Origin of the sequence: Streptomyces sp. NPDC058001, assembly GCF_042886315.1 — a bacterium.
In the GTDB taxonomy this organism is placed as follows: Bacteria; Actinomycetota; Actinomycetes; order Streptomycetales; family Streptomycetaceae; genus Streptomyces.
This window is the reverse complement of sequence record NZ_JBHVQT010000002.1, coordinates 85,353-112,262: the sequence shown is the minus strand read 5'-3', so window position 1 is coordinate 112,262 and position 26,910 is coordinate 85,353. Positions and strand designations below refer to the sequence as shown.

20 protein-coding genes are annotated in these 26,910 nt (G+C 69.8%); 4 read left to right on the top strand and 16 right to left on the bottom strand.

The features are described 5' to 3' along the window. Positions 1 to 2 precede the first annotated feature (2 nt). The 8 genes from ACFVT5_RS03975 to ACFVT5_RS03940 all read right to left on the bottom strand — a co-directional run bounded on the left by ACFVT5_RS03975 (position 3) and on the right by ACFVT5_RS03940 (position 10,855). Positions 3 to 2,330 carry a xanthine dehydrogenase family protein molybdopterin-binding subunit gene (locus tag ACFVT5_RS03975; RefSeq protein WP_389881166.1) on the bottom strand — a complete coding sequence of 776 codons (2,328 nt, stop codon included), beginning with the start codon at positions 2,328 to 2,330 and terminating at the stop codon, positions 3 to 5. Then, positions 2,327 to 4,225 (bottom strand): 2Fe-2S iron-sulfur cluster-binding protein, encoded by a 1,899-nt coding sequence (locus ACFVT5_RS03970; protein WP_389881165.1) that lies wholly within the window; start codon positions 4,223 to 4,225, stop codon positions 2,327 to 2,329. Before ACFVT5_RS03970 ends, ACFVT5_RS03975 begins: the two co-directional genes overlap by 4 nt. Continuing rightward, complete coding sequence (locus ACFVT5_RS03965) at positions 4,222 to 5,124, bottom strand: FAD binding domain-containing protein (protein ID WP_389881164.1); 903 nt, start codon at positions 5,122 to 5,124, stop codon at positions 4,222 to 4,224. Before ACFVT5_RS03965 ends, ACFVT5_RS03970 begins: the two co-directional genes overlap by 4 nt. A 244-nt stretch (positions 5,125 to 5,368) precedes the next feature. Then, positions 5,369 to 7,072 carry a beta-N-acetylhexosaminidase gene (locus tag ACFVT5_RS03960; protein ID WP_389881162.1) on the bottom strand — a complete coding sequence of 568 codons (1,704 nt, stop codon included), beginning with the start codon at positions 7,070 to 7,072 and terminating at the stop codon, positions 5,369 to 5,371. A gap of 1 nt (position 7,073) precedes the next feature. Then, entirely contained in the window at positions 7,074 to 7,898 is an 825-nt protein-coding gene (locus tag ACFVT5_RS03955; protein ID WP_389882052.1) for a carbohydrate ABC transporter permease, read from the bottom strand. 113 nt (positions 7,899 to 8,011) lie between these two features. After that, the gene (locus ACFVT5_RS03950) at positions 8,012 to 8,956 is read right to left on the bottom strand and encodes a carbohydrate ABC transporter permease (RefSeq protein WP_389881160.1); all 945 of its coding nucleotides are present in this window, start codon (positions 8,954 to 8,956) and stop codon (positions 8,012 to 8,014) included. A gap of 17 nt (positions 8,957 to 8,973) precedes the next feature. Further along, positions 8,974 to 10,290 carry an extracellular solute-binding protein gene (locus ACFVT5_RS03945; protein WP_389881158.1) on the bottom strand — a complete coding sequence of 439 codons (1,317 nt, stop codon included), beginning with the start codon at positions 10,288 to 10,290 and terminating at the stop codon, positions 8,974 to 8,976. A gap of 271 nt (positions 10,291 to 10,561) precedes the next feature. Then, a complete protein-coding gene (locus ACFVT5_RS03940; protein WP_389881156.1) occupies positions 10,562 to 10,855 on the bottom strand; it encodes a DUF3039 domain-containing protein in 294 nt (97 codons plus the stop codon). A gap of 150 nt (positions 10,856 to 11,005) precedes the next feature. On the opposite strand from ACFVT5_RS03940, the gene ACFVT5_RS03935 reads away from it, so the two are divergent. Further along, positions 11,006 to 15,586, top strand: coding sequence for a DUF6531 domain-containing protein (locus ACFVT5_RS03935; protein ID WP_389881154.1), 4,581 nt, complete (start codon positions 11,006 to 11,008; stop codon positions 15,584 to 15,586). 13 nt (positions 15,587 to 15,599) lie between these two features. After that, positions 15,600 to 15,947, top strand: coding sequence for a hypothetical protein (locus ACFVT5_RS03930; RefSeq protein ID WP_389881152.1), 348 nt, complete (start codon positions 15,600 to 15,602; stop codon positions 15,945 to 15,947). An 81-nt stretch (positions 15,948 to 16,028) separates the two neighbouring features. Here ACFVT5_RS03930 and ACFVT5_RS03925 read toward each other — a convergent pair whose 3' ends face one another. Next, positions 16,029 to 16,661, bottom strand: coding sequence for a hypothetical protein (locus ACFVT5_RS03925; RefSeq protein WP_389881150.1), 633 nt, complete (start codon positions 16,659 to 16,661; stop codon positions 16,029 to 16,031). A 61-nt stretch (positions 16,662 to 16,722) separates the two neighbouring features. After that, on the bottom strand, positions 16,723 to 17,298 hold the full coding sequence (locus tag ACFVT5_RS03920; RefSeq protein WP_389882050.1) for a YqgE/AlgH family protein: 576 nt from the start codon (positions 17,296 to 17,298) through the stop codon (positions 16,723 to 16,725). 254 nt (positions 17,299 to 17,552) lie between these two features. Between ACFVT5_RS03920 and murA the strand changes: the two genes are divergently transcribed. Continuing rightward, positions 17,553 to 18,896 (top strand): UDP-N-acetylglucosamine 1-carboxyvinyltransferase, encoded by a 1,344-nt coding sequence (gene murA, locus ACFVT5_RS03915; protein WP_389881148.1) that lies wholly within the window; start codon positions 17,553 to 17,555, stop codon positions 18,894 to 18,896. A gap of 115 nt (positions 18,897 to 19,011) precedes the next feature. On the opposite strand, the gene ACFVT5_RS03910 is transcribed toward murA, so the two are convergent. From ACFVT5_RS03910 to ACFVT5_RS03885, 6 genes are all read right to left on the bottom strand, one after another. Then, the gene (locus tag ACFVT5_RS03910) at positions 19,012 to 19,293 is read right to left on the bottom strand and encodes an HU family DNA-binding protein (RefSeq protein ID WP_161701580.1); all 282 of its coding nucleotides are present in this window, start codon (positions 19,291 to 19,293) and stop codon (positions 19,012 to 19,014) included. A gap of 326 nt (positions 19,294 to 19,619) precedes the next feature. After that, positions 19,620 to 21,050: an NAD-dependent malic enzyme gene (locus ACFVT5_RS03905; RefSeq protein WP_389881146.1), complete on the bottom strand. Its 1,431-nt coding sequence runs from the start codon at positions 21,048 to 21,050 to the stop codon at positions 19,620 to 19,622. 415 nt (positions 21,051 to 21,465) lie between these two features. Beyond that, positions 21,466 to 23,808 carry a HelD family protein gene (locus tag ACFVT5_RS03900; RefSeq protein ID WP_389881144.1) on the bottom strand — a complete coding sequence of 781 codons (2,343 nt, stop codon included), beginning with the start codon at positions 23,806 to 23,808 and terminating at the stop codon, positions 21,466 to 21,468. A 127-nt stretch (positions 23,809 to 23,935) separates the two neighbouring features. Next, positions 23,936 to 24,733: an anti-sigma factor family protein gene (locus tag ACFVT5_RS03895; protein WP_389881142.1), complete on the bottom strand. Its 798-nt coding sequence runs from the start codon at positions 24,731 to 24,733 to the stop codon at positions 23,936 to 23,938. Continuing rightward, positions 24,730 to 25,254 carry a sigma-70 family RNA polymerase sigma factor gene (locus tag ACFVT5_RS03890; RefSeq protein WP_389881140.1) on the bottom strand — a complete coding sequence of 175 codons (525 nt, stop codon included), beginning with the start codon at positions 25,252 to 25,254 and terminating at the stop codon, positions 24,730 to 24,732. The genes ACFVT5_RS03895 and ACFVT5_RS03890 overlap by 4 nt, the downstream gene beginning before the upstream one ends. 184 nt (positions 25,255 to 25,438) lie before the next feature. Beyond that, positions 25,439 to 26,035: a CGNR zinc finger domain-containing protein gene (locus ACFVT5_RS03885; protein ID WP_389881138.1), complete on the bottom strand. Its 597-nt coding sequence runs from the start codon at positions 26,033 to 26,035 to the stop codon at positions 25,439 to 25,441. A 208-nt stretch (positions 26,036 to 26,243) separates the two neighbouring features. Here ACFVT5_RS03885 and ACFVT5_RS03880 point away from each other — a divergent pair, with 208 nt between their 5' ends. Further along, a complete protein-coding gene (locus ACFVT5_RS03880; protein ID WP_389881136.1) occupies positions 26,244 to 26,846 on the top strand; it encodes a DUF1772 domain-containing protein in 603 nt (200 codons plus the stop codon). The last annotated feature ends 64 nt before the right edge of the window (positions 26,847 to 26,910 follow it).

Sequence of the window (26,910 nt, the reverse complement as noted above, 5' to 3'; positions counted from 1 at the left end):
GGTCACGACGTCGGTGTCGTGACCGCCGCTGCCTGGGGGCGGATCGGTAGGCGGGTCACCGGGCGGCCGGTCGCCGCGCGGACCGCCGACGCGATCGCCGCCGGAGAGGTCACGACGGGCACCGCACTGGCCGCCTTGGCGCCGAACGGCGCGACCACGTCCCGCTCCTCGACCAGCTTGACGATACGGATGTCGGGGGTGTCCAGGGCGGTCGGCAGCGCGTACCCCGTGAGGTCGGGGTGGCGGACCAGACCGCGCGGGGTGCGCAGGTTCTCGGTGAGCGCGGCGCCGACGCCTTGGGTGACGCCGGCCTCGATCCGGGCGGTGAGCTGGGCGGGGTTGAGGATCCGGCCCACGTCCTGCGCGACGGCGAGTTCCACGACCCGTACCGAGCCGAGTTCGATGTCGACGTCCACCACCGCGCGGATGGCGCAGAAGGCGAGGCCCACAAAGGCGTCGCCCTGGCCCGCCTCGTCCAGTGGCTCGGTCGGGTGCGGGCGGCACTGCGCGGTGGCCCACAGCTCCTTGCCGTCCATCGCCTCGGTGACGGTCGTCGACAGCACACCGTCGTACGAGGTGATCTTGCCGTCGGCGATCTGGAGCAGTTCCGTCGACATGCCGAACTTGTGTGCCAGCGGCTGGAGGAGCTGCGTACGGACCATTTTCGCGGCGCGTTCGACGGCGCCGCCGGACACCCAGGTGTGCCGTCCCCGGCAGCCGGGCCCCGCGGGCGGCTGGTCGGTGTCCACGGACGCGACGTGCACCTCGTCCAGGCCGAGCGTCTCCTGCACGATCTGGCGCGCGAGGGTGGTGAACCCCTGCCCGGTCTCGACGGCCGCGCAGATGACCGTGGCGACCCCGTCATGGACCTTCACGGTGGCCGTGGCGACCTCGTCGGTGCCCTCGGCGCCGAGCATGTGCACCATGCCCAGGCCGTAGCCGACACCGCGCCGTACGGCACCGGGTTCGCCCGCGCCCTCGGGGCCGCCGGGCAGCAGCCACTCGTCCTCGGGGGTGTCCTTGGGCAGCGCGGGCAGCGGGAAGTCCCGGACCGCGGTGAGGAGTTCGGCGACCGGCGCGGGGCAGGTGACGGTCTGCCCGGTGGGCAGGATGTCGCCGGTCGCGAGCGCGTTGCGCAGCCGTACCTCGGCCGGGTCGACGCCGAGTTTCTTGGCGAGCTTGTCCATCTGCGCCTCATAGGCGGCGCACACCTGGAGGGCGCCCTCGCCGCGTACATGACCGGAGGGCGGGTTGTTGGTACGGACCGCCCAGCCCTCGATGAAGGCGTTCGGGACGACGTACGGGCCGCACGCGAAGGACACCGCGGCGGCGAGCGCGTCGGACGAGGTGTCCGCGTACGCGCCCGCGTCGAGCAGGACCTGGGCCTCGACCTTCACCAGGCGCCCCTCGGCGTCCGCGTGGTGGCGGTAGCGCAGCAGGGTGGGGTGGCGGTGGGCGTGGCCGAGGAAGGACTCCTCGCGCGTGGCGGTGAGTTTCACCGGGCAGCCGGTGCGCAGCGCGAGCAGGCCGAGGGGCAGTTGGAAACCGGGGTCCTCGCGGTCGGCGGTCGCGCCCGGTACGCCGGTGACGACGACCTTGACGCGGTCCTGGTCGAGGCCGTAGCAGGCGGCGGCCATGTCCCGGTCGGCATGCGGGTCGGTGGACGCGATGTACAGCTCGACGCCGCCGTCCGGGCGTGGCACGGCGAGTCCGGCCTCCGCGCCGATGGGCGCCGGGTCCTGGCGGCCGATGCGGTACAGGCCCTCGACGACGATCTCGCCGGCCGCTTCCGGGTCGCCGTGGCGCAGCGGGATGTGGCGGATCAGGTTGCCGTCGGGGTGCAGGGGTTCGGCCTCGAACGCCTTCTCCGGGTCGATGACCGGGTCGAGGACCTCGTACTCGACGATGATCGCGGCGGCGGCCATCCGCGCGGTGTCGGGGTGGTCGGCGGCGACGGCGGCGATCGGCTCGCCGTGGTGGCGCACGACCTCCGACGCGAACACGGGACGGTCGGTGGTGCCACGCCCGTGCTCGGTGGCGCCGGGCACGTCCTCCTGGGTGACGACGGCCCGTACGCCGGGCATCCCGCGCGCGTGGGTGGTGTCGACGGACACGATGCGCGCGTGCGGGTGCGGGGAGCGCAGGATCGCGGCCCACAGCAGGCCCTCGGCCCACAGGTCCGACGCGTACGGGAAAGTGCCCTCCGTCATGGCCTGGGCGTGCGCCGAGGGGAGCGACGAACCCAGGCCGTGCGGCAGCGGATCGGGGGCGGGCGCGGGCCTCGCGGAGGTCACCGTGGACGCGGTGGACGCTGTGGCTTCCTTGCTCACGCCGGGCCTCCGTCCTGGCCGTACGCGCGGTACGTCTCATGTGCCGTGGGTTGGACGCCGCCCGCGCCGGGGCCCGCCTGGTGCGGGATACGGAACTCGCCGGTGGTGTCGCCGCCACCGTCGTCGTGCTCGGTGTCCGTCGCGGATGACGCGCGCTCGGCGACGACCTCGCGTACGGCGTCCAGGACGCCCCGGTAGCCGGAGCAGCGGCAGAGGTTGCCGCAGAGCGCCTGGCGGGTCTCCAGGTCGGAGGGTGCCGGGTTGCCCTCCAGGAGGTCGTGGACGGTCATCGCCATGCCCGGGACGCAGAATCCGCACTGGACGGCACCGCACTTGGCGAGCGCCCGCTGTACGTCGGACGGCTGTCCATCGGCCGCGAGCCCTTCGACGGTACGGACCTCGCTGCCCGCGGTGGTGGCGGACGGCACCAGGCAGGAGGCGACGAGCCGGCCGTCGACCTGGACGTTGCAGGCCCCGCACTCGCCCTGTGAGCAGCCGTCCTTGGCGCCCGCGAGTCCGAGGCGCTCCCGCAGCACATAGAGCAGCGACTCGCCGATCCAGGCGTCCGTGACGGGCCGGTCGGTGCCGTTGACCCTCAGGACGTAGGAGACGAGGGGGTGTTCGTCGTGGTGGACGGGCGGCGTGTCGTCGTTCTCGTCGGGTGCCGTCTCCGCTTCCGGTACGGCGACCGCATCGCGCGCGGTGTCGGCGCCCTCGGCCTCGGGGTGGTCGGCCGGGCGGTCGGCGGCGGGCTCGTCCTCCGGGTCGGCCTCGGTGGGCTCGGCGACGGGGGCGTGGTCCGCCGGGGTCTCGTCCCGGTCGGCCGGGGCGTGCGGGTCCGCAATGCCGTCGGGGATGCCATCGGAGATGCCGTCGATGGTGGGCACGCGCGCGGAGGGCGCCGCCGGAACCGCGTGTTCGGTGCGGTCCCCGTGGCCTACTCCGTCTTCACGGACCGCGTGCTCCTCGCGCGCGAAGTGGGCGGAACGGTCCTCACGCACCGCGTGGTCGTCGTCCACCGCGTGCACGTCGTGTCCCGGGTGCCGCTGGTGCTCGCGGGGCGCGGCCCGTTCCGCCGGGACGGCGCGCTCCTCGAAGTACGGGTACGGATCGGGTGACGGGGGTTCCTCCGCGCGCGGGGGCACGGTTCGCGGGTCGGTCACCGGCGCACCCTGAGCGCCGTGCGCCCCCGGCACACCCTGAGCGCCCGGCGCGTGCGGTACGTGGGGTGCGTGCGGCATGCCCGGTGCACCCGGAGCCTGAGCCTGCGGCCCCGCCGTGCCCAGTGCCTCCGCCGTCCCCGGTGCCTCCGGCGCCCACGGATCGCCCGCCCCGGCGTCCGTCGCCCAGGGGGCCGCCGCGCCGCCCGGCAGGGTCGCCGGCGGGGTGCCGCCCCAGCGCGAGGCGAGCGACGAGGTCGAGAACTCGCCCGATTCCTCCGGAAGGTCGCCGTCCGCGACGGGGATCGACCACTGACCGGTCACATCGGCGGGGGGCCGCTGCGCCTCGGCCGGGTCCGAGAAGGACCACTGCCCGGTCGACCTCGGGTCGTACGCGCCGGTGTCGTACCCGCCGCCCTGCGCCCCGCCCAGCGTCCCGTCCCGCGGCACGTCGGGCAGCGCCTCGGGGTCCGGCCACGTCGGCGTCCGTACCGCGCCGGTCACCGCGCCCGGCAGGACCCAGGTTCCGGTGGCCGCCGGGTCGGTGGCCTCGGCGGCGGCCGGGGTGACCGTTATCTGCGGGGGGACATAGCCGTGGCCCGGCGCGGCCAGCGGGCTGTTCGCGAGGGCGTCGATGCCGCCTTCGGGAAGCTTCACAAAGGCGGTCGCGTCGGAGTCGTACTCGCCCTGCGGCAGCGGCTGCCAACCGCCCGTGTTGTTCTGCTCGCCGGTCATGACAGCGCCCTCCCCAGTGCTCGTCGGGCCAGCACGGCGACGGTACGCCGCAGATGCAGGACAGCGGGCGGCAGCGACTGCGGCGAGCCGTCCTCGGCGGGCGGTGCGTCGGGGATGCAGGCCGCGGCGACGTACTCGCCGAAGGCGTCCAGGGCCTCGGGAACCACCGTACGGCTCCCGTCCCAGTCGATGAGCGACGCGATCCACTGTTCGGCGTCCAACGGGCGCAGCGGCATCGGCGCGACCGCGCCCACCGCGCACCGGATGCCGCGCCGCGCGGGGTCCAGGACGAGCGCGACCGATGCGGTGGCGCGTCCGGGACCGGTGCGTCCGGTCGCCTTGAGGAAGACCTGCGGGGCGTGCAGCAGCGGAACCCGCACATACCCGATGAGTTCGCCGCCGCGCAGCAGTTCCATGCCTGCGAGGAGGTGCGAGACGGGGATCTCGCGGCGGGCGCCGCCCGCGCCCGCGACGATGACGGTGGCTTCGAGCGCGGCCAGTACGGGCAGCGCGTCCCCGGTCGGCGCTGCCGTTGCGATGTTGCCGCCGAGGGTGCCCGCGTTACGGATCTGGGGCGGCCCAGCGGCGCGTGCGGCGGCGGCGAGCGCGGGGATGAGGGCCGCGAAGTCGGGGCGTCCCATGCGCGCGTGGGTGAGGCCCGCGCCGAGCAGCGCGTGCCCGTCCTGGTACTGCCAGCCGCGGATCTCGCTGATGCGGCCGAGTCCGACGAGCGCGGCGGGCCGCAGCTGGCCGGAGTTGACCGAGGTCATGAGGTCGGTGCCGCCCGCGACGGGCACGGCGGCGGGCGTCGCTGCGAGTGCCGCGACTGCCTCGTCCAGCGTGGCAGGCAGCTTCACCGACGGTGCCGTCTGCGCCGCCTGCGGTGCGTGCGTGGTCAAACCGGCTGCCCCTTCCCGCGGTCCCACCTGGTCGGCCTGTGTTGCCGTACGGTACGTGCTCACAGGCCGGACGTGGCAACTCTGGCACATCTTCCCCAGGCCCCGACGCAGGGGTCCGCTAGGAGGCATTCCTCCCCCGACCAGGGAGATGGCCCGATTTGGACCGACCTCCCCGGTGCGGGCGCATTGCCACTCTTTCGGAGACCCTGGTGTGACTTTTCAGGAGAGTTCCCGCGGGCGCCTGTCAGACGGCCGGAGGGGCGCCGTCGATGGGTCGTCCCAGCACTCCGGGGCGCCGCTGCCGGGGCAACGGGCCGGTGGGCGGCCGGTAGTCGACGCCGAGGGCGTCAAGTCGCCGGTAGTGCGTGGCCATCCGCCGGTCGAAGTCCGCGAAGTCACGGTCGGCGGGCGCGGGCAGCGGGCTCCAGGCGACCTCGGCGAAGGCCGCCAGGCGCGGGTACACCTGGTAGTCCACGCGTGCGGGGGTCTCCATCACCTCGGTCCACACATTGGCCTGGGTGCCCAGGACATGACGGGCCTCCTCGGGGGTGAGCTGCGGGGGAACCGGTTCGAACCGGTAGACGTCCTCCAGGCTGCGCACCCAGCCGATGGGCACCGGCTCGTCCGCGCCCGGGTCCTGACGGTGGTCCAGATAGACCTGCTGCTCCGGGCACATGACGACGTCGTGGCCCGCGCGGGCCGCCGTGATGCCGCCCTGGTAGCCGCGCCAGGAGGAGACGGCGGCGCCGGGCGCGAGGCCGCCTTCCAGGATCTCGTCCCAGCCGATGAGGCGACGCCCGCGCGCGGTGAGCCAGGTGTCGAAGTGCCGGATGAACCACGACTGCAACTCGTCCTCGTCGCGCAGGCCGAGTTCCTTGATACGGGCCTGTGCCGTGGGCGACTGCTTCCACTGGTCCTTGGGGCACTCGTCGCCGCCGATGTGCACGAACTCCGAGAAACGGCCCGCCCCTGCCGGGAACAGATCGAGGACTTCCTCAAGTACGCCCTCGTAGAACCGCAGGGTGTTGTCAGTGGGGGCAAGTACGTTCGGATTGACGCCCCAGGTGTCCCAGACGGAGAGGGAGGTCGTGTCGATGACGTCGGTGTTGCCGAGTTCCGGGTATGCGGAGATGGCGGCCTGCGAGTGGCCGGGGATGTCGATTTCGGGGATGACGCTGATATGCCGCTCGGCGGCGTAGGCGACGATCTCGCGGATGTCGTCCTGGGTGTAGTGGCCGCCGTAGGGCTTGTCCTCCCACAGGGGTGAGGCGCGGTGACCGTATTTCGTGCGGGCCCGCCAGGAGCCGATCTCGGTCAGCCTGGGATAGCGCTTGATCTCGATGCGCCAGCCCTGGTCGTCCGTCAGATGGAAATGGAAGACGTTCAGTTTGTGCGCGGCGAGGAGGTCGAGATGGCGCAGGACGCCGTCCTTGGGCGTGAAGTGCCGTGAGACGTCGAGCATGAGGCCGCGCCAGGCGAAGCGGGGCGCGTCCTCGACACGCGTCACCGGCAGACGCCAGGTGCGGCCCGGGAGGGGCGCCCGGCGGTAGGCGTCCGGGCCGAGGAGCTGACGCAGGGTCTGGGCGGCCCAGAACAGTCCGGCGGGGCCGCCGCCGGTCAGCCGGGCGGTGTCGGGGGTCACCTCGATCCGGTAGCCCTCGTCGCCGAGTTCGGCGCCGAGGGCCGGGTCGACGGAGAACCGGATCGTGTTCGCGCCTTCGGCACCGGACGTGTCGTCGGGAACGGGCGCACCGGGCGCAGCAGATGCGTCTGCGGGGCCGGGCGCCGTCAGGGGGAGGCCGGTGGCGGCGCCGAGCGCGCCGCGCAGCCACCGCTCCACGCCGCGCGCGCCCTCGTCGTCGGCCACGAGCCGTGTCTCCACCCCCAGTTCGAAGAACCTGTCGTCGTGGTCGGAGAACTGTCGAGGTGCGGGAATCAGATCAGTCACGTCAGTCCTTCACCGCGCCGCCGAGTCCGGACACCAGGCGTCGCTGTACGAGTACGAAGAAGACCAGTACCGGAATGGTCATCACCGTGGATGCCGCCATGATCCCGCCCCAGTCGTTCTCATCGGGCTTGAAGAACACGAGCAGCGCCATCGGCAAGGTGGATTGGGAGGTGTCGCTGATGATGAAGGACTTGGCGAAGAGGAAGTCGTTCCAGGCCGAGATGAACGAGAAGACGCTCGTCGCCACGAGCCCCGGGAAGACCAGCGGAAAGAGGATCTGCCAGAGGAATCGGCTCCGGCTCGCACCGTCCAGCGCGGCGGCCTCCTCCAGCGCTTCGGGGACGGCCTTCACGAATCCCCGCAGCATCCAGATCGCGAAGGGCAGCGAGAAGGCGATGTGCGGCAGGATCAGGGCGCCCAGCGTGTTGAGCAGGCCGAGGTCCCGCATCTGGAAGAACAGCGGGATGGCAAGCGCTTCCACGGGCACCATCTGCGCGATCAGGAACATGATCAGCAGGGTCGTACGGAATCGGAACCGGAAGCGGGTCACGGCGGTCGCCGCGAGGAATGCGATGAGCGCCGACACCAGGACCACGGACACCGCGACGACCAGGCTGTTGAGGAAGTAGCGGCCGAATTCCTGCTGTTGGAAGACGCGCCGGAAAGAATCGAGCGACGGGTCGAGCGTCCACGGCCGGGGCCGGGTCGACTCGATCTCACCCGCGGGTTTGAACGCCGAAAGGACCATCCAGTAGAGGGGGAATGCGACGACCGCCGCGATGAGCAGGGCGGACGCCTCGGCGGCCAGCCGCCAGGGCCGGCGGATCCGAAGCCGGCCCCGAAGACCGGGCCGACCGGGCCCCTGACCAGGCCGCCGACCGGTCGGCGCACCCGGCGTCGGTCCTGACTCCTGACCGGATGTGACCGGCGCGACCGCGCTCACAGTTCCTCCCCCTGCCGCCGCAGCAGCCGCAAATACACGAGCGTGACCGCCAGCAGAATCAGCAGCATCACGATGCCGATCGCGGAACCGAGGCTGTACTGCGAGGACGCGAACGCCTTTTGATACGCGTACACATTGAGCACCAGGTTCTGTCCGGCGATTCCGCCGCCGTTCGTCATCACATAGATCTGTGTGAAGACCTTGAAGTCCCAGATGACGGACTGAATGGTGACGACGACCAGGATCGGCCGGAGCATCGGCGCGAGGACGGACCGCCAGATCCGCCACTGCGAGGCGCCGTCGAGGGACGCGGCCTCCAGGACCTCACCCGGGACGGCGCGGATACCGGCGTAGACGGTGACCATCACGAACGGGAAGGAGCACCACACCACTTCGAGCATGACCAGCGCGAAGGCGCTGAGGCGCCCGTACGTCCAGGAGAAGTCGCCGAGCCCCAGCACCTTGTTGACCGGGCCGAAGTCGGGGTCGAAGAGGAACACCCACACCGTGGATCCGGTGATCGCGGGGGTCGCCCAGGCCCCGAGCGCGGCCAGCATCAGCGCGAGCCGGGGCACGGCCCGTACCCGGGTGAGGAGCACGGCGAGCGCGCAGCCCACGGCGAGGGTGGTGACGACACAGGCGCCGGCGAACAGCACGGTGGCGAGGAGCACCTGCCAGAACTGCTCGTCGCGGAAGAGGGTCGCGTAGTTGCCGAAGCCCTGGAAGGTGGTCGGTTCGCCGCCGCTGACCTGGGCCTGGGTGTACTCCAGGAAGGAGATCAGGCCGAGTTGGTAGATCGGGTAGACGAGCAGTCCGGCGAGGACGACCAGGGCGGGGGCCAGATAGAGCCACGGGGTCCAGGCCGGCTGCCGCCGCGTTCTGCGTGCGGGCGGCGGGGCCTTGCGTACGGGCGGCGTGGCCAGGGAGATGTCGTGCGTCATGGGAAGGGTTGTCTGTCTCAGCCGGTGGCGCCGAACGCGGCGTCCATCTTCTTCGCCGCGTCACCGGAGGCCGCCGCCACGTCCTTACGGCCGCTGACGATCTCCTGGAACATCGTCGGCAGGACGAGCGAGGCGTCGATCTGGCCCCAGGCGGGCGAGGCGGGTACGAACTTGGCGCCGGCGCCGAGGGTCTTGATGAACGGCTCGACGAACGGCTCCTTGCGCGCGGCCTCTTCGCGGACATCGGTATAGGTGGGCAGGAAGCCCATCGCGTCGAAGAATTCACCCTGCGTCTTCTTGCCCGCGAGTTCCTTGACGAGGTCGACCGCGAGAGTGCGGTGCGAAGTGCTCTTCAGGACACCGATGTTGTTGCCGCCGGCGAACGCCGGGGCGATGTCGCCCTCCTTCACACCGGGCAGCGGTACGACGGCGTACTTGCCCTTGACCGCGCCGTCCTCCATCGCCTGGTGGCTGAAGTCGCCGCCGATGGCCATGCCCGCCTTGCCCGAGGCGAAGGCGGTGACGGTGTCGTTGCCGCCCATGCCGGCGCACTTGGCGGCGGGACAGTTGTCGCCGCCGAAGAGCGAGGTGTAGCTCTTGATGCCCTTCTGGGCGGCGGCGCTGTCGATGGCGGAGGTGTACGAGTCGCCCTTCTTGTCGGCGAGTTCACCGCCGTTGGCCCAGATGAACGGCATCGCGCCATAGGTGTAGGCGCCGCCGACGGCGAGCCCGTACAGCTCCGGCTTCGCCTTGCGGATCTTCTTCGCGGCGTCGATGAGCTGGTCCTGCGTCTTCGGTACGTCGATCTTCAACTGCTCGAAGAGGTCGGTGCGGTAGTAGAGGGCGCGTACGCCCACGAAGTAGGGGGCGCCGTAGATCTTGCCGTCGACGGTGACGGACTCCTTGGCCGTGGGGTCGGTGTCCTTGGCCTCGTCCCAGGCGCCGAACTCCTCGCTGATGTCGGCGAGTCCACCGTCCTTGACGTATCCGGCGGTGTCGGTGTTGCCGTACTCGATGATGTCCGGGGCGCTCTTGGGGTCGTTGAACGCGGCCTTGATCTTCTCGGCGCGGGTCTCGACCGGGATGTACTCGACCTTGACGTCGGCACCGTCGTGCGCCTTCTCGAAAGCAGCGACGGCGGTCTTGACCACGTCTTCCTTGGGCGTGTTGTTGACCTCCTGGAAGAGCCAGACGCGGAGGGTGCCGCTCTTCTCGTCCTTGTCCGAGCTGGTGTCGGAGGTCTGCGGGGCGCAGGCGGTCGCGGTGAGACCGGCGACGACAAGTGCCGCTATCGGGGCGGCCATTCGGGTCGAGAGCTGCTTCGGGAGCTTCATCGAGCGGTCCTCCGGGTTTCGCGTTGCAGCATACGCAACGACTGTTTCGTGCTGCACAACACGACGGAGGCTAGAAGTAGACCAACGCCCCCGACAAGAGGTCTCGACCACTTCTCGACCACTCTGTGACCCAGGAGGACCCACGAGCCCGCATCGGACCCCCTTCCGCGCCCCTCAGGAACTCGCCCCGCCCCGCGTCCGGGCATGACAAAACCGCGGTACCCGTACGGGGGGTACCGCGGTCGTGTCCTACGGCGGAGAGGGGGCCGCGCTACTTGTCCTTGCCGCCGCCCTTGCCCTTGTCCTTGTCGCCGCCCGCTCCCATGGACTCGTAGATCTCCTTGCACATGGGGCACACGGGATACTTCTTCGGGTCGCGGCCGGGCACCCAGACCTTGCCGCAGAGCGCGACGACGGGCGTGCCGTCCAGCGCGCTCGCCATGATCTTGTCCTTCTGGACGTAGTGGGCGAAGCGCTCGTGATCACCGTCACCGTGCGACGTCTGCGGCGTCGGCTCTACGAGGGTCCCCGTACCTGTCCCGCGCTCGGGCTCAAGAGTGCTCATGCGATCCAGGGTACCCAGGGCCCGGCCCTAACCGCCGAGACGCCCTTCGGCAGACCTTCGGACGCCCTTCCCCGGATACGCGACCACGTAGTAACTTCGCGAACGCGTTCGGCAACAAGTGTTCACGGCAGCGAACCGGGGGGTTGCGGAGTGGCGGGGAATCGGCCAACGGATTGGCATGTCCTGGACCTGGACAAGGACCCGACGCCGGGTGATCCGGACCGGGTACGGACGCTGGCGAAGGGGCTGCACGACTTCGCGGACGACGTCGCCGAGGCGTTACGGCTGATCAAGGGGATGGCCGAGGAGGACACGGTCCTGGTCTGGGCCGGCAAGTCCGCCAAGGCGTTCCAGGACGAGTTCTCCGGCGTGCCCAAGAATCTGCGCAAGCTGAAGAAGTCGTACGAGATGGCCGGCGACGCGCTCGCCGCGTACTGGCCGAAACTGGAACGCGCCCAGGCCCTCGCCGACAAGGCCCTCGTCAAGGGCCGCGAAGCACAGACCGACCTCTCCTCCGCCCAGTCCAAGCTGACCTCCGCCGAATCCTGGGTGGACCGCGCCGGCAAGGAAGCCGACAAATACAAGGACGACCCCACCGGCGGCAAGGACGTCCCCAAGCCGGATCCGGACAAGGTGAAGGCGGCCACGCGGGACGCGCAGAGCGCGAAGGATGCCCGTACGAGTGCGCAGTCGGATGTGTCCTCGGCGTCGAGCGCGCTGGACGCGGCGAAGAAGATGGCCGGGGACGCCCGCAAGATGCGGGAGGACGCGGCGCGGGAGGCGAAGGACAAACTCGACGACGCCTCCGACGCCGGAATCCGCAACCGGAAGTGGTGGGAAGAGGTCGGCGACTGGTTCACCGACAACTGGGACACCATCGTCGCCGTCTGCAAAGTCGTCGTCGCCGTCCTCGGCATCATCGCGCTGATCATCGGCGGCCCGATCCTCGGCGCGATCGTCCTCATCGCGGCCCTCATCGTCCTCGCGGACACCCTCAACAAATATTTCAAGGGACAGGCATCCCTCTGGGACGTGGGCTTCGCGGCGCTGGACTGCATCCCCGGTATGAAGGGCCTGACCACCCTCGGCGGCCTCGCCAAGGGCCTCAAGGGCCTGAGCAAGGTCGGCCTGAAGGGCATGGCGCTCGGAGCCAAGGGCCTCGCCAGAGGCACTCGGGCAGGCGGACGGCAGCTCAAAACACTCTTCACCCGTGGTGATCCCGTCGACATGGCAACCGGAGAGATGGTCATGTCCGCGACCGACCTCCTGCTCCCCGGTGTCCTCCCCCTCGCTGTGCAGCGCCATCACCGGTCCGGGGTGCGCTCAGGACGGTGGTTCGGACCGAGTTGGGTCTCGACCGTCGATCAACGACTGCTGCTGGACACGGACGGCGTTCGTTTCATCGCTGACGACGGCATGACGCTGATCTACCCAGTTCCAGAGCCCGGCCTCGCCGTACTGCCGGTAGAAGGCCCCCGATGGACTCTTGAGTGGGCGGGGGGAACCGACGGACGCATGACAGTGCACCAGCCGCAAACAGGCCGCACACTCCATTTCGAGCCCCTGTCGGGGCATTCATCCGCCGAATTGCCGATCGTGGAAATTTCGGACCGCCACGACAACACCGTCCGATTCCACTACCGCGCCGACGGAAGCCCCGAGGAGATCTCGCACCACGGCGGCTACCGCGTCGGAGTGACCACCGATTCAGGCCGCATCACCGAACTCCGACTCCTCGGCGCCGACGACGAGCCCGTCTTGATGCGTTACGGATACGACGGGGCCGGCAACCTCGCGGCTCTGTTCAACTCCGCCGGGCTCCCGCTACGACTCTCTTATGACGAGGAACACCGCATCAGGCGGTGGGAGGACCGGAACAACACCTGGTACAGCTACGAGTACGACGTCAAGGGACGCTGTGTGCGTGCCCATGGCATGAACGGAATCCTGGATTACACATACGCGTACGACGTTCAGACCCACAGCACGACGGCTACGGACTCTCTGGGCCACAGCACGGTCTACCGCTATTCCGATACATACCAACTCATCAGCGAAACCGACGCCTTGGGGCAGGTGACCTCCCGCGTCTGGGATCGCTACGACCGTCTCCAGTCGGTCACCGACCCACTGGGGCGATGCACGAGCTACGCCTACGACATTTCGGGCCGGAATACCGGAGTCACCTACCCCGACGGCACATCCGCGACTGTCTCCTACAACAGTCTTGGGCTCCCCGTATCCGCTGTCGATCCCGACGGCGCGGAGGCGACACACACATATGACGATCGAGGCAGCCTCCTTCGGACAACGGACCCCATGGGTTCGGTCACCGCATTCGCGTACAACGAGAACGGCTGCTTGACCCAGACCACCGACGCTCTGGGCGGCACAGAACGCATCGAGCGTGACAGTGCGGGTCTGCCGATCCGCTTCATCGACTCCGCCGGCGCCGAGTCGTCGTGCGTACGCGACGCCTTCGGTCGGGTCGTTCAGAGCACGGATCCCCTGGGCGGGGTCACTACCTTCGGCTGGACAACTGAGGGCCAACTGGCCTGGCGCAGGAAGCCCCATGGACACACCGAATCGTGGCGGTATGACGGCGAAGGGAATCTCGTCGAGCACCGGAACGCGTCCGGCGGTTCGACGTCGTTCACCATCACATCCTTCGACCTGCCCGGAACACGTACCGCGCCAGACGGTTCAGTTCTCACGTTCGTGTACGACACCGAATTGCGATTGAAACGGGTGGAGAACTCCGCCGGCGCAGTTTGGTCCTACACGTACGACCCGATCGGGAACGTGATCCTTGAAGAGGACTTCAACAGACGTCGCCGCACCTATCGCTACGACGCGGCACGTCAGCTCATCTCACAGGGTCAGTTGCCGGATCACGAGGTGCGATACGAACGTGACCTCGCGGGCAATGTCACCACCCGATGGTCCGGTGATGAAACGGCCGTCTTCGCATACAGTCCGGCCGGCCGGATGATCCGAGCCGCCAACGACCATGCGGCGGTGGATTTCCAGTACGACATCGCGGGACAGTTGATCGCGGAGACCTGCAACGGGCGTACGGTGACCCGAGCCTATGACGGGCTGGGACGCCTCACGCAGCGCACTACGCCCACCGAGGTCGTCAGTCGTTGGGAGTACGACCCTGGCCATCGGCCTGCGGCGTTGAGCATGAACGGCGGATCGCTGCGTTTCACTTACGATGCCGCCGGACGTGAAACCCAACGAGAGTTGGGCGGCGGAACTCTCCTCAGTCAGACCTGGGACGAGTCGTTCCGGCTGACAGAACAGACTCTGACCGCGCCTCGGACCGGCCGACTCCTTGAAAGGCGCAGTTACACATATCGGCAAGACGGAATTCCCCTGTCCATTGCCGCGGACTCCACAGGTCTTCGCCAACTCGACGTCGACGCCGCGGGACGGATCACCGCCGTCAACGGACCGGACTGGACCGAGCGGTACGCCTACGACAGCTCCGGCAACATGAGCCGTACCGATGTTCCCACCGCAGACTCCACCTGGCGGTTCGCCGGTACCCGACTGCAGAACACCGACCGTGTTCGATACGTTCATGATCAACAAGGGCGGCTCGTCACGAAGACGCTGAAACTGCTCTCGGGGGGTCACCGTACCGACAGCTACAGCTGGGACTCCCTCGGCAGGATGACTTCGGTCACCACTGCCAACGGAGAGGTATGGCAATACGCCTACGATCCGCTCGGGCGCAGGGTGTCAAAGCGCCGTACCGACGAGGGTGGACGCGTCCACGCCGAGACACTCTTCGTGTGGGACGGGGACAATCTGGCTGAGGAAATCCGTCTCCGCCAAGCGGACGGTTCGAGGCAGGTGACGACCTGGGAATTCTCTCCCGCACCGGTGCCACGCCCGTTGGCCCAACTGGAGCGCCACGAGCCGGCCGGCCTCTGCGAGGAGGAAGTCGACCTACGTTTCCGTGCCATCGTGACGGACTTGATCGGCGCGCCATCCGAACTCACTGACGCCGATGGCCGCGTAACGTGGCGTCGCGCCCCGACGGTCTGGGGATCAGGGGAGCCTCAGATCACCGATGACGTCGACTGCCGACTCCGCTTCCCCGGTCAGTACAACGACCCCGAGACCGGCCTCGACTACAACAGGCATCGCTACTACGACTCCTCCACCGGTCGATATCTGAGCCCGGACCCCTTGGGGCTCGATCCAGCACCCAATGATTACGCCTACACCGACAATCCACTCGTGTGGAGCGACCCGATGGGTCTGACTCCCTGCGGACCTGGGATCATCAATCACTATCGCGGAGCCTCACAACGCCTTCCCGGCGGTCAGCTCGGCCCAGCGGTGAGCATCAGGCAGCTGAAGATGGCTCTGGGCAGACGAGGGATGTCGGTCGATGACTACGACATCGTGCACGTACCCCAGATCGACGGTCCGCTCGGACCGGCCTTCGGTAACAGCCCGCACACGACTGACGGATTCCCGATGCTGGGCCCTCGCGGGCGCCCGATGATCGAGATCTCCGACCTGGGGCTGCGAGACATGGACGAAGCGGTCAGCACGGTCTTCCACGAGACCATGCACCATCAGCAGCAGGCGGCGCGACGCGGAATGCAGGACGCGCACAATGGCAGGGGTTACGTGACCACCCCCGGCGACGAGGAAATGGCGGAGATCTACGGGCAGCAAATGCTCGAACGGTTCCACGGCCGGGGCGGATGAGAAAAGGGTGGAAATGCAGGAATTCGACGTCGACCAGGTCAAGCAGTTGGTGCAAGGCCCGAAGTTCTACGAGGACCAGTCCGAGCGGGTCTGTCCGGCGTGCGGGGAGCGTGCTGTCCGGACCTATGTGTACCGCAGTCATCTCAGGAAGCGGCCCACCCTGATCAGCTACATGTGGTGCGCGAGTTGCCGCCGTTTCAAGGGGTGGACCGGGCCCGACCTCGGCACCTTCGACTTCACGGATCCGCTGGAGCGGCTGTCGACGGACGAGCGGACCACCCTGACCAGAGACTTCGCCGGATGGTTCCGCTCGCTGGACCGCCTGTGGGAGACCGGGGAACTCCCCCAGAGCTTCACCTGAGTCCTTCACCTGATTCCACTGAGACCAACGAGCCCGGCGAGTGCGTGGGCTCCTCGCGCCCCCCTCTCCCCGCCCCACCCCCTACTCCTCGAACCAAACCACCAACCGCACCCCCTCCACCCCATGCACCTCCGCCAACGCCCCCATCACCGTCCACACCGGCCCCCACGTGCCGTCCTCCGGTACCGCGTCCCTTCTGCGGGCCCGTTCCGCGCGGTATACCGTGCGGCCCGTGTCCCATTCCGTGCCCTCCGGGTAGAGGTCGCCGATGCGGTCGGGGGGCACCGTGAGGGTGTCGATGCCGCTGGCGTGGGCGAAGCCTCGGGACCAGACGGAGCGGTGGACGAGTTCCAGGGTGCCGTCGGGCAGGCGGCGGTAGCGGGCGATGTCCGTGGCGCGGGGCACGGCCGGCTCGTCCCAGTCGACGGAGAGGATTTCCGGCCAGCCGAGCCAGGTCGCGCCGAAGGCCCCGGGGCCCCAGTCCGCCATCTCGGCCGTGACAGTCTCCGATGCGTCCGGCGGCAGCCCGCGCCCGGCGGCGACCGGGCGCCACACCCCGCTTCCCCGTACCCCGAACAGGCAGTCGTACGCCGGGTAGTCGCGGGCCACGCCCAGCATCGGCAGGGGGACGGCCGGGTACCAGGCGGTCTCGGTGGGGGCGAGGCCGGGGCCCCAGGTGCGGCACTCGACGTACCCGTGGATGTCGGTTCCCATGGGCCGATTCTCCCCGCCGGATCAGCGACCGCCGGTTCAGCGACCGTCAGTTCAGCGGCCGTCAGTTCAGCGACGGGTCGTCCGGATATGTGGCGACCATCGCCAGCTCGTTGCGCTGCCGGCGCAGGACCTCGCGCCACAGTCGCTCGGGGGACGGCGACGACACATCACCCGGTTCCGACTCGACCACGTACCACGCGCCGTCGACCAGTTCGTTCTCCAGCTGTCCCGGACCCCACCCCGCGTACCCGGCGAAGATACGCAGCGATCCGAGTGCCGACGCGAGGAGTTCCGGCGGGGCCTCCAGGTCGACGAGTCCGATCGCACCGTGCACCCGGCGCCAGCCGAGCGGTGCCCGTTCGCCCGAGACGGCGCCGCCCGGTATCACCGCGACACCGAGCGCCGAGTCCAGTGAGACCGGGCCGCCCTGGAAGACGACCCCGGGGTCCCCGGCGAGTTCGGCCCAGCCTTCGAGGATGTCCCCGACGTCCACCGGCGTGGGCCGGTTGAGCACCACGCCGAGGGAGCCCTCCTCGTCGTGGTCGAGGAGCAGCACCACCGCGCGGTCGAAGTTCGGGTCCGCCAGGGCGGGGGTTGCCACGAGCAGCCGCCCTGTGAGCGAGGACACCTCGGTCATGGCAGACATGATCCCGCATCTTCCCCGCGCACGGGGACCCAACGTCCGTACCTGTGTGAAGGCAGCTCAGGGCGCACGGGAGCGGCCGGAGCGCACACCGCGACCACATCACCGTGCGCACCCTTCCGATCACCTTGCGTGTTGTGGCGAAGTCAGGACGGCCTGGCAACCGCACGTGCATACGGAACCTGGTCCCACGGCCATTACGCTTGCTGCTCGGCCCCTGCCCCTCCCAACTCGGAACGCGGAGATACATGACCGTCACCGACGATGTACTGCTTGTCCACGGCGGAACCCCGCTGGAGGGCGAGATCCGTGTCCGCGGCGCGAAGAACCTCGTGCCCAAGGCCATGGTCGCCGCACTCCTCGGCAGCGGACCGAGCCGACTGCGCAATGTCCCGGACATTCGTGATGTCCGCGTCGTGCGGGGACTGCTGCAACTGCACGGGGTCACCGTCCGCCCCGGCGAGGAGCCGGGCGAGCTGGTGCTCGACCCGACGCATGTCGAGAGCGCGAACGTCGCCGACATCGACGCGCACGCGGGCTCGTCACGCATCCCGATCCTGTTCTGCGGCCCGCTCCTGCACCGCCTGGGCCACGCGTTCATCCCGGGCCTCGGCGGCTGCGACATCGGCGGCCGGCCGATCGACTTCCACTTCGACGTGCTGCGGCAGTTCGGCGCGCGGATCGAGAAGCGCGCGGACGGCCAGTACCTGGAGGCCCCGCAGCGGCTGCGCGGTACGAAGATCCGGCTGCCCTACCCGTCGGTCGGCACGACCGAACAGGTGCTGCTCACGGCGGTCCTCGCGGAGGGCGTCACGGAGCTGTCCAACGCCGCCGTGGAGCCGGAGATCGAGGATCTCATCTGTGTGCTCCAGAAAATGGGCGCCATCATCGCGATGGACACGGACCGCACGATCCGGATCACCGGCGTCGACCGTCTCGGCGGCTATACGCACGCGGCCCTCCCGGACCGCCTGGAGGCCGCGTCCTGGGCCTCGGCGGCGCTGGCGACCGAGGGGAACATCTACGTACGCGGCGCCCAGCAGCGCTCGATGATGACGTTCCTGAACACCTATCGCAAGGTCGGCGGCGCCTTCGAGATCGACGACGAGGGCATCCGCTTCTGGCACCCGGGCGGCCAGCTGAAGTCGATCGCCCTGGAGACCGACGTACACCCCGGTTTCCAGACGGACTGGCAGCAGCCGCTGGTCGTCGCGCTCACCCAGGCCACGGGCCTGTCCATCGTCCACGAGACGGTGTACGAGTCCCGGCTCGGCTTCACCTCGGCGCTGAACCAGATGGGCGCCCACATCCAGCTCTACCGCGAGTGCCTGGGCGGCTCCGTCTGCCGGTTCGGGCAGCGCAACTTCCTGCACTCGGCGGTCGTTTCGGGCCCCACGAAGCTCCAGGGCTCTGATCTGGTCATCCCCGACCTGCGTGGCGGCTTCTCGTATCTGATCGCCGCCCTCGCGGCCCAGGGCACGTCCCGGGTGCACGGCATCGAGCTGATCAACCGCGGCTACGAGAACTTCATGGAGAAGCTCCAGGAGCTGGGCGCGAAGGTCGAACTGCCGGGCAGGACACCGCTGGGCTGAGACACCGCCCGCACGACACGGACAGACAGAACACTGCACGGACAGAGCGCGCCACGGACAGACAGATGGGGCGGCACCCGAGGAGTCGGGTGCCGCCCCATCACCGTCAAAGGGACTACTTCCCCTTCGCCGCTTCCTTGAGCTTCGAGCCCGCGGACACCTTCACGCTGTAGCCGGCCGGGATGTCGATCGGCTCGCCGGTCTGCGGGTTGCGGGCGGTGCGAGCGGCACGGTGGGTGCGCTCGAAGGTGAGGAAGCCGGGGATGGTGACCTTCTCGTCGCCCTTGGCGACAATCTCGCCGACGGTCTCGGCGAACGCGGCCAGCACGGCGTCGGCGTCCTTGCGGGTCACCTCGGCGCGGTCGGCCAGCGCGGCCACCAGCTCACTGCGGTTCATGTTTGTACTCCCGTGTTCATCTTGCCGTTGAGGCGTGAGATCGAAGCCGATGCTGCCAGGGCCCTCGTTGGTCCCCGGACCCGGGTCCGTAGCCAGACCCTCGCGCCCAGAGATGCATCCTGCCCCCACCTGCGGCGGGAACGCCAATCCGGCGCTCGTAGGAGTCACACGAAAAGCGCCACTGCCTCGACGTGGTGACGCTCCGTCCGCTCCCGGCAGCGGACCGCAGGACCTGCGGGCCAAAGGACACCCGCAGGACACCCCCTGGCTGCCCGCCACCCTAAAGGGCGGCTCCGGGACGTGCCTTCCGCGACGCGCCGCAGCCGTCAGGCCGTGGTGGCCGTCACAGCGGCGCCCGCCGCCTTGGCGGCCTCGCGTACGGCGCCCGCGACGGCGCCCGCGACCTTGTCGTTGAAGACGCTCGGAATGATGTAGTTCGGGTTCAGTTCGTCCTCGCTGACGACATCGGCGAGAGCGGTGGCCGCGGCCAGCATCATGCCGGTGTCGACCGTACGGGACTGGGCGTCGAGCAGGCCACGGAACACCCCGGGAAAGACCAGCACGTTGTTGATCTGGTTCGGGAAGTCCGAGCGGCCGGTGGCGACGACGGCGGCGGTCTCCCGGGCGAGACCCGGCTCGACCTCGGGGTCGGGATTCGCGAGCGCGAACACGATCGCGCCGTCGGCCATGGCCGCGACGTCCTCGCCGCCGAGCACGTTCGGGGCGGAGACGCCGATGAAGACGTCCGCGCCGCGCACGGCCTCCTTCAGGGTGCCCGTGACGCCCTCGGGGTTGGTGTTGTCCGCGATCCAGCGCAGCGGCGAGTCGGCGGCGGCGTCGACCAGGTCGGCGCGGCCCGCGTTCACCACGCCCTGGATGTCGGCGACGACGGCGTGCTTGACGCCCGCCGCGATCAGCAGCTTCAGGATGGCCGTACCGGCCGCGCCGGCCCCGGACATGACGACCCGTACGTCCTCGATGGACTTGCCGACCACGCGCAGCGCGTTGGTGAGGGCGGCGAGTACCACGATGGCGGTGCCGTGCTGGTCGTCGTGGAAGACGGGGATGTCGAGGGCCTCACGGAGCCGGGCCTCGATCTCGAAGCAGCGGGGCGCCGAGATGTCCTCCAGGTTGATGCCCGCGAAGCCCGGCGCGATGGCCTTGACGATCTCCACGATGGCGTCGGTGTCCTGGGTGTCCAGGCAGAGCGGCCAGGCGTCGATACCGGCGAACCGCTTGAAGAGGGCCGCCTTGCCCTCCATGACGGGCAGCGCGGCCATCGGGCCGATGTTGCCGAGCCCGAGCACGGCGGAGCCGTCCGTGACGACCGCGACCGAGTTGCGCTTGATGGTGAGGCGGCGGGCGTCCTCGGGGTTCTCGGCGATGGCCATGCAGACCCGTGCCACACCCGGTGTGTAGATCATCGAGAGATCGTCACGGTTGCGGATGGGGTGCTTGGACTGCATCTCGATCTTGCCGCCGAGGTGCATCAGGAACGTACGGTCCGAGACCTTGCCGAGGACGACGCCGTCGATGGTCCGGAGCTTGCCGACGATCTCGTCGGCGTGCGAGGTCGAGGACGCCGCGATGGTGACGTCTATACGGAGCTTCTCGTGGCCGGACGCCGTGACGTCCAGGCCGGTCACCGAGCCTCCGGACGATTCGACCGCCGTGGTGAGCTGAGATACCGCTGTTCCGCTGGCGGGCACCTCAAGGCGGACCGTCATCGAGTAGGAGACGCTGGGCGCCGTTGCCATGGCCGACTTCCTCTGCTTTCCCTCTGTGTCGCTTGCGCACGTGTGCGGCGTGCGCACGGCCCGTGAGGTCACGGGCGGCGTCATCCGATGGTCGCACCTACCGTCGGGTACCTGGTAGCCGCCCTGGGATTGCGAACCTTTTGTTCATTGCGGCCACAACGGGAAAAAGACCCGTGCCACCAGGTGGCACGAGCCTTTCCTCCGTTCAGTGACACCGACCCGCCATGCTCGCCTCGCGGCAAGTGGTCGCTCGTAGCGACGAAGGTTGGGCCCGGGGGCTTGGATCGGGCCGGTGTCGCATCCACGGTAACAAACGATCCCCGCAAGGCAATTCCCGTCACACGAAGTCGTGGCCCTGTCGGGGTGGGCGGCGCGGGTTCCGGCGACCCCGGGCGACGGTCCGCGGACGGCTTCGTCACTCCCTCAGCAGGTCCGGGACCCCGTCCGCGTCGGGGTCGTCGCGGCGGCCCGAGACGACCGTGAGGCGTTGGGTCGCCCGGGTGAGGGCCACGTACAGGACACGCAGCCCTGCGGGTGACTCGTCGGCGATCTCGGCGGGTGAGACCACGACCGTCGCGTCGTACTCCAGGCCCTTGGCCTCCAGGCTGCCGAGTGCCACCACGCGGTCACCGAGTCCGGCGAGCCAGCGCGCGGCCTCCTCGCGCCGGTTCATGGCAACGACGACGCCGACGGTGCCGTCGACCTCGTCGAGCAGCCGGACGGCCTCCTCGCGCACCGTACGGCCCAGACCGCCGTCGCCGACGGTCGCGAACCGGGGCTTCACGCCGGTGGAGCGCACCGCTGTCGGCGAGGGCGCGCCGGGCATCGCCAGGGCGAGGACGCGGGACGCCACCTCGGCGATCTCGGCCGGGTTGCGGTAGTTCACGGTGAGCGAGAAGCGGCGGCGCGGGCGGGTGCCGAGCGCCTCGTCGCGGGCCTCGGCCGCCTCCCGGGGGTCGGACCAGGAGGACTGCGCCGGGTCGCCGACGACGGTCCAGGTGGCGTGCCGGCCGCGGCGCCCGACCATGCGCCACTGCATCGGCGTGAGGTCCTGTGCCTCGTCGACGATGACATGCGCGTACTCGGTACGTTCCTGGGCGAGCCGCTCGGCCCGCTCGCGGCGGCTCTCCTCACGCACCGGCATCAGCTCCTCCAGGCCGGTGAGCTGGTCCAGCGGGTCGAGGTCGACGGGCCGCCGCCTGGGCCGGGCGAGGGTGCCGAGGATCGACTGGAGTTCGTCCAGCAGTGCCACGTCGTGCACGGAGAGCGCGTCGCGCTGGAGGGAGCGGGCGACCCGGCGCACCTCGCCCTGGTTCAGCTCCCGGCGCGCCCAGCGGCCCAGCCGTCGCTCGTCGCCCATCGCGGCGAGCACCCCGCGCGGGGTCAGCTCGGGCCACCAGGCGTCCAGGAATTCCTGGAAGGAGTCCTCGGAGGTGATGTCCTCGTCGAAGGAGGACCGCAGTTCGGCGGCGAGTTCCGGGTCGTTGTGGCGGGAGCCGGCGCCCGAACGGTTCCACAGGGTGTCCAGGAGGAGTCGGCGGGCGCGGGGGCGCAGCAGGTTGACCGGGGCCGTGCCGCTGAGCGCGATACGGCGGATGTCGGCCAGTTCGGCGGCTTCCAGCTCCAGCCTGCGGTTGAACGCGACGACCCGTAGCCGGTTCGGCGTGTCCGGCAGTTCCAGGGCGCCCCGCGCGACCTTCCGCAGCACCCTGAGCATCCGGGACGAGCCCTTGACGCGGGCGGTGGCCGGGGTGTCGTAGACCGTGGCGTCGGCGCCGTCGACCAGGGAGCCGACCGCGCGGATGGCGACCTGGCCCTCCTCGCCGAGCGACGGCAGGACGCCCTCGGTGTACGCGACGAGCAGCGGGGTCGGCGAGACGATGAGGATGCCGCCCGCGTACCGCCGACGGTCCTGGTAGAGCAGATACGCGGCCCGGTGCAGCGCCACCGCCGTCTTGCCGGTGCCCGGTCCGCCCTCGACCTGGGTCACCGACGCGGCGGGCGCCCTGATCACCAGGTCCTGCTCGGCCTGGATGGAGGAGACGATGTCCCGCATGGTGTGACCACGGGCCTGGCCGAGCGCCGCCATCAGGGCGCCGTCGCCGATCACCGGCAGGTCGGCGCCGTCGAGGCGGGCGGTCAGCTCCGGGCGCATCAGGTCGTCCTCGACACCGAGCACCCGGCGGCCCTTGGAGCGGATCACCCGGCGGCGTACCACCCGGCCCGGGTCGACCGGGGTCGAGCGGTAGAAGGGCGCGGCGGCGGGCGCGCGCCAGTCGATGACCAGCGGTGTGTAGTCGGCGTCGAGGACGCCGATCCGGCCGATGTGCAGGGTCTCCGCGATATCGGCGACCTGGCGGGTGGCGTCGGCGCCCTCGGTGCCGGTGCCGTCGGTGGGCTCGGTGCGTACGGCGCCGTCGGCGGGCTCGACGGCCGTGTACGCGCCGTCCGGGCCCTTCTTGCCGTCCTTGCCCGGCAGGAGGTCGATCCGGCCGAAGAGGAAGTCCTCGAACTCGTTGTTGAGCCGGTTGAGGTGGATTCCGGCCCGGAAGACCTGGGCGTCGCGCTCGGCGAGCGCGCCGGGGGTGCCGACCTGGCCGCGCTGGGCCGCGTCGCGCATGAGGAACTCCGCCTCGTGGATTTTCTCCTCAAGGCGGCGGTACACCTGGTCCAGATGCTCCTGTTCGACCGCGATCTCGCGATCGCGGAGGGAATCAGGAGCGGTATGAGCGGCATGAGCGGCGTGCTGAGCGGCCACCGGGCCCCCTTCTGACGTGCATGGCAGCCGTCTACCGTACGCGAAGGGGACCCTCTGGTGCCACGTTCGGCACCGGTGGCGGAGCCAGATGCTCCGGATCGGTGCCTGCCGTGTCCCGCACCCGGCCCTATGCCTTGACCTCCACGAGTTTCTTGCCGTCCAGGGTGCGTACCTCGAAGTGGTCGATGTCCTTCTCGGCGAAGGCGGCGCCGCCGTGCACGTACAGCGGTTTCTTGGCGTTCGCGTTGGTGCTGTTCTCGATGCCGTAGCCCCATGCGGGGACGGACCAGGTGGTGACCGTCTCGCGCTCGCCGTTCTTGCCGACGGCGATCAGGGAGCACTTCAGCGGGCCCTTGACGTTCTTCAGCTCCAGGACGGTGTGGGTGCCCCACGCCTTGTTCTCCATGCCCACCGTCGCGGTGACGTCGCTGCTCGCGTCCGTCGCCGTGACCTTCTGGTCCATGTGGTGGAAGAACGCGTCCTCGGCGGGGCTCGTCGGATGGGCCTCGACGCCGGTCGTGCCGCCGCTGTCGCCGTTGACGGCGATGACGGTCAGCGGGCCGCCGATGATCAGGGCAGCGGCGGCGGCCACCAGATACAGTCCGCGCCGGCGCTTCCTGGCGCGCCGGACGGCGACCTCGTCGACCAGCCGGTCCGCGAGTTGCCTGCTGGGTTTGGCGGCGAGCTGCTCGCCGATGGCGGGGGTGCCGGACTGCATCCCGGGGCCGCCGGGGAGATCGGCGAGGGCGGCCAGCATGGGTTCCATGCCGGCGAGTTCCTCCAACTGCCGCGCGCACCAGTCGCAGCCCGCGAGATGCGCCTCGAAAGCGGTTGCCTCGTAGTCGTCGAGGATGCCCAGGGCATAGGCGCCGACCGTTTCGTGGACGTCATGGGCCTCGTTCGGAGTCATGCCGTGCGTCGTCATGCGGTCACCCCCCGCTCCTCCAGCGCCAGCTTCATCGAGCGCAGGGCGTAGAACACCCGTGAGCGCACCGTGCCGCTGGGTATGCCGAGCGTCTCGGCCGCCTCATTGACCGTACGTCCTTTGAAGTACGTCTCGACCAGGACCTCCCGATGGGCAGGGGTCAGGTCGTCGAGTGCGTCTGAGAGTGTCATCAGCCACAACGCCTTGTCGATCTCGTCCTCCGCGGGGATGACCTCCAGAGGCGACGGGTCGACCTCCTGCGGCCGGGCCTGTCGACTGCGGTGGCCGTCGATCACGATACGACGGGCGACCGTCACCAGCCAGGGGCGTACGGAACCCGTGGCCCGATTGAGCTGACCGGCGTTCTTCCAGGCCCGGATGAGCGTTTCCTGGACGACGTCCTCGGCGCGCTGCCGGTCTCCCGCGACAAGGCGGAGCACGTACGCGAGCAGGGGTCCGGCGTGTTCGCGGTAGAGCGCGCGCATCAGTTCCTCGTCCGGCTCCGACGAGGACTGGGTCATGCGATGTCGGGCCCTTGGCGGGCGTTCATCGGCCACGGCGGAATCCTTGCGCACGCCTACCTCCGGTGTCCCCGATTCGACTGGGCTCCCCCAGCCGGGATCGCTCAGCACGGGGTACGTACGCGGGGCGGGAGTTGTTCAACGGACGTGCGATACGGACGTACTGATGTGGGGCTACGTGGCTTCACGCGCGGGCGAGGGCGGCGCGGCGGCGGTGCCGGGCGACGCGTTCCCGGTTGCCGCACACCTCGCTGGAACACCAGCGGCGGCGGCCTCCGCGGGATGTGTCGAGGTAGATCAGGGGGCAGTTGTCGCCCTCGCACTGACGGAGCCGGGCGCGGGTGACGGGGTCGGTGAGCAGGTCGACGGTGTCCCGGGCGACGGCGGCGATGAGGGCGGCGCAGTCGGGGTCGTCGTGCAGGGCGCGGGCGAGGGTGCCGTCGGGCGCGCGGACGGCGCGGGGGGCCGGTGGGGCCTCGCGGGCCAGCGAGTTGACCCGTTCCAGGGCGCCGGGTGCGGGGCGTCCGCCGAGTTCGCCGCGGACCAACAGGCCGATGTGGGCGCGGAGTTCGCGGAAGTCGACGAGCCAGCCGGGGTGGGCGCCGTGCAGCGGGGTCGGGTCGGGGACGAGTCCGGCGGCGGTGCACCAGGCACGGAGCCGGTCCACCGAGTCGAGCCGGTCGTCGGGGTGTCCGGTCGCGACCAGATCCAGACAGAGCCGACCTGGATCGAACCGAAGCTCGGAGCCGACCGAGGCCGTGCCAAGGGCGCTCGATGTCATGAGCTTGTCACCGCCTTGTGGGTACCGCTGAGTCCTGTCGGTGCGTTCGTGGGATGCCTGGGTGTTTTCGGGGTGCCGTCCCCCTACAGTGCCTGCCCAAAGACGCGGCCGGAACCCCTGCTGCGGGGCCCGGGGGTGGACGCGTGCGTATGCGGCTGCGCGTCGTGGCCATGTTCCGGTCCCCGGGTGGACGTCTTCACTGGTGGTCATGGTGGACATGACGAGGAACTGGACGAATACGGGTACGAGAACGGATGGGCGGACCTCCGGCACCTCGGGGACCTCCGGGACCTCGGGGACCGCCGGGACCTCGGGGACCGCCGGGACCTCGGGGACCGCCGGGACCTCGGGGACCGCCGGGGCCGTACTGGGTGCGGCCACGGTCGCGATGGGCCTGATCGCGGGCACCTTCTACGTGTTCGCGTGCGCGGTGATGCCGGCGCTGGCACGCAGCGGCGACCGTACGTACGTGGAGGTGATGCGGAACATCAACGAGGTGATCCAGAACCCGGTGTTCTTCGTCAGCTTCCTGGGCGCACTGGCCCTGACGGCCGTCTCGGCATGGCAACTCCGAAGCCGCTGGGTATACGCGGCCCTCATCACCTACGCGGCGGCCTTCCTGATCACGGTGGCGGTGAACGTCCCCCTGAACGACGCCCTGGCCCGCCCCGGCAACCCGAGGACCCTACGCGACCACTTCGAGACCCCCTGGCTGACCTGGAACATCACAAGAGCCCTCCTGTGCACAGCGGCAACGGCTTTCCTTACGCGGGCGTTGGTGGTGTGGGGGCGGGGGCAGCGTGCGGCGTGAGGTCGGGATCCACGCCAGCCAACGGGTGGGTGGGTGGGAACGCCCTGGACGGAGACTGCCGGTG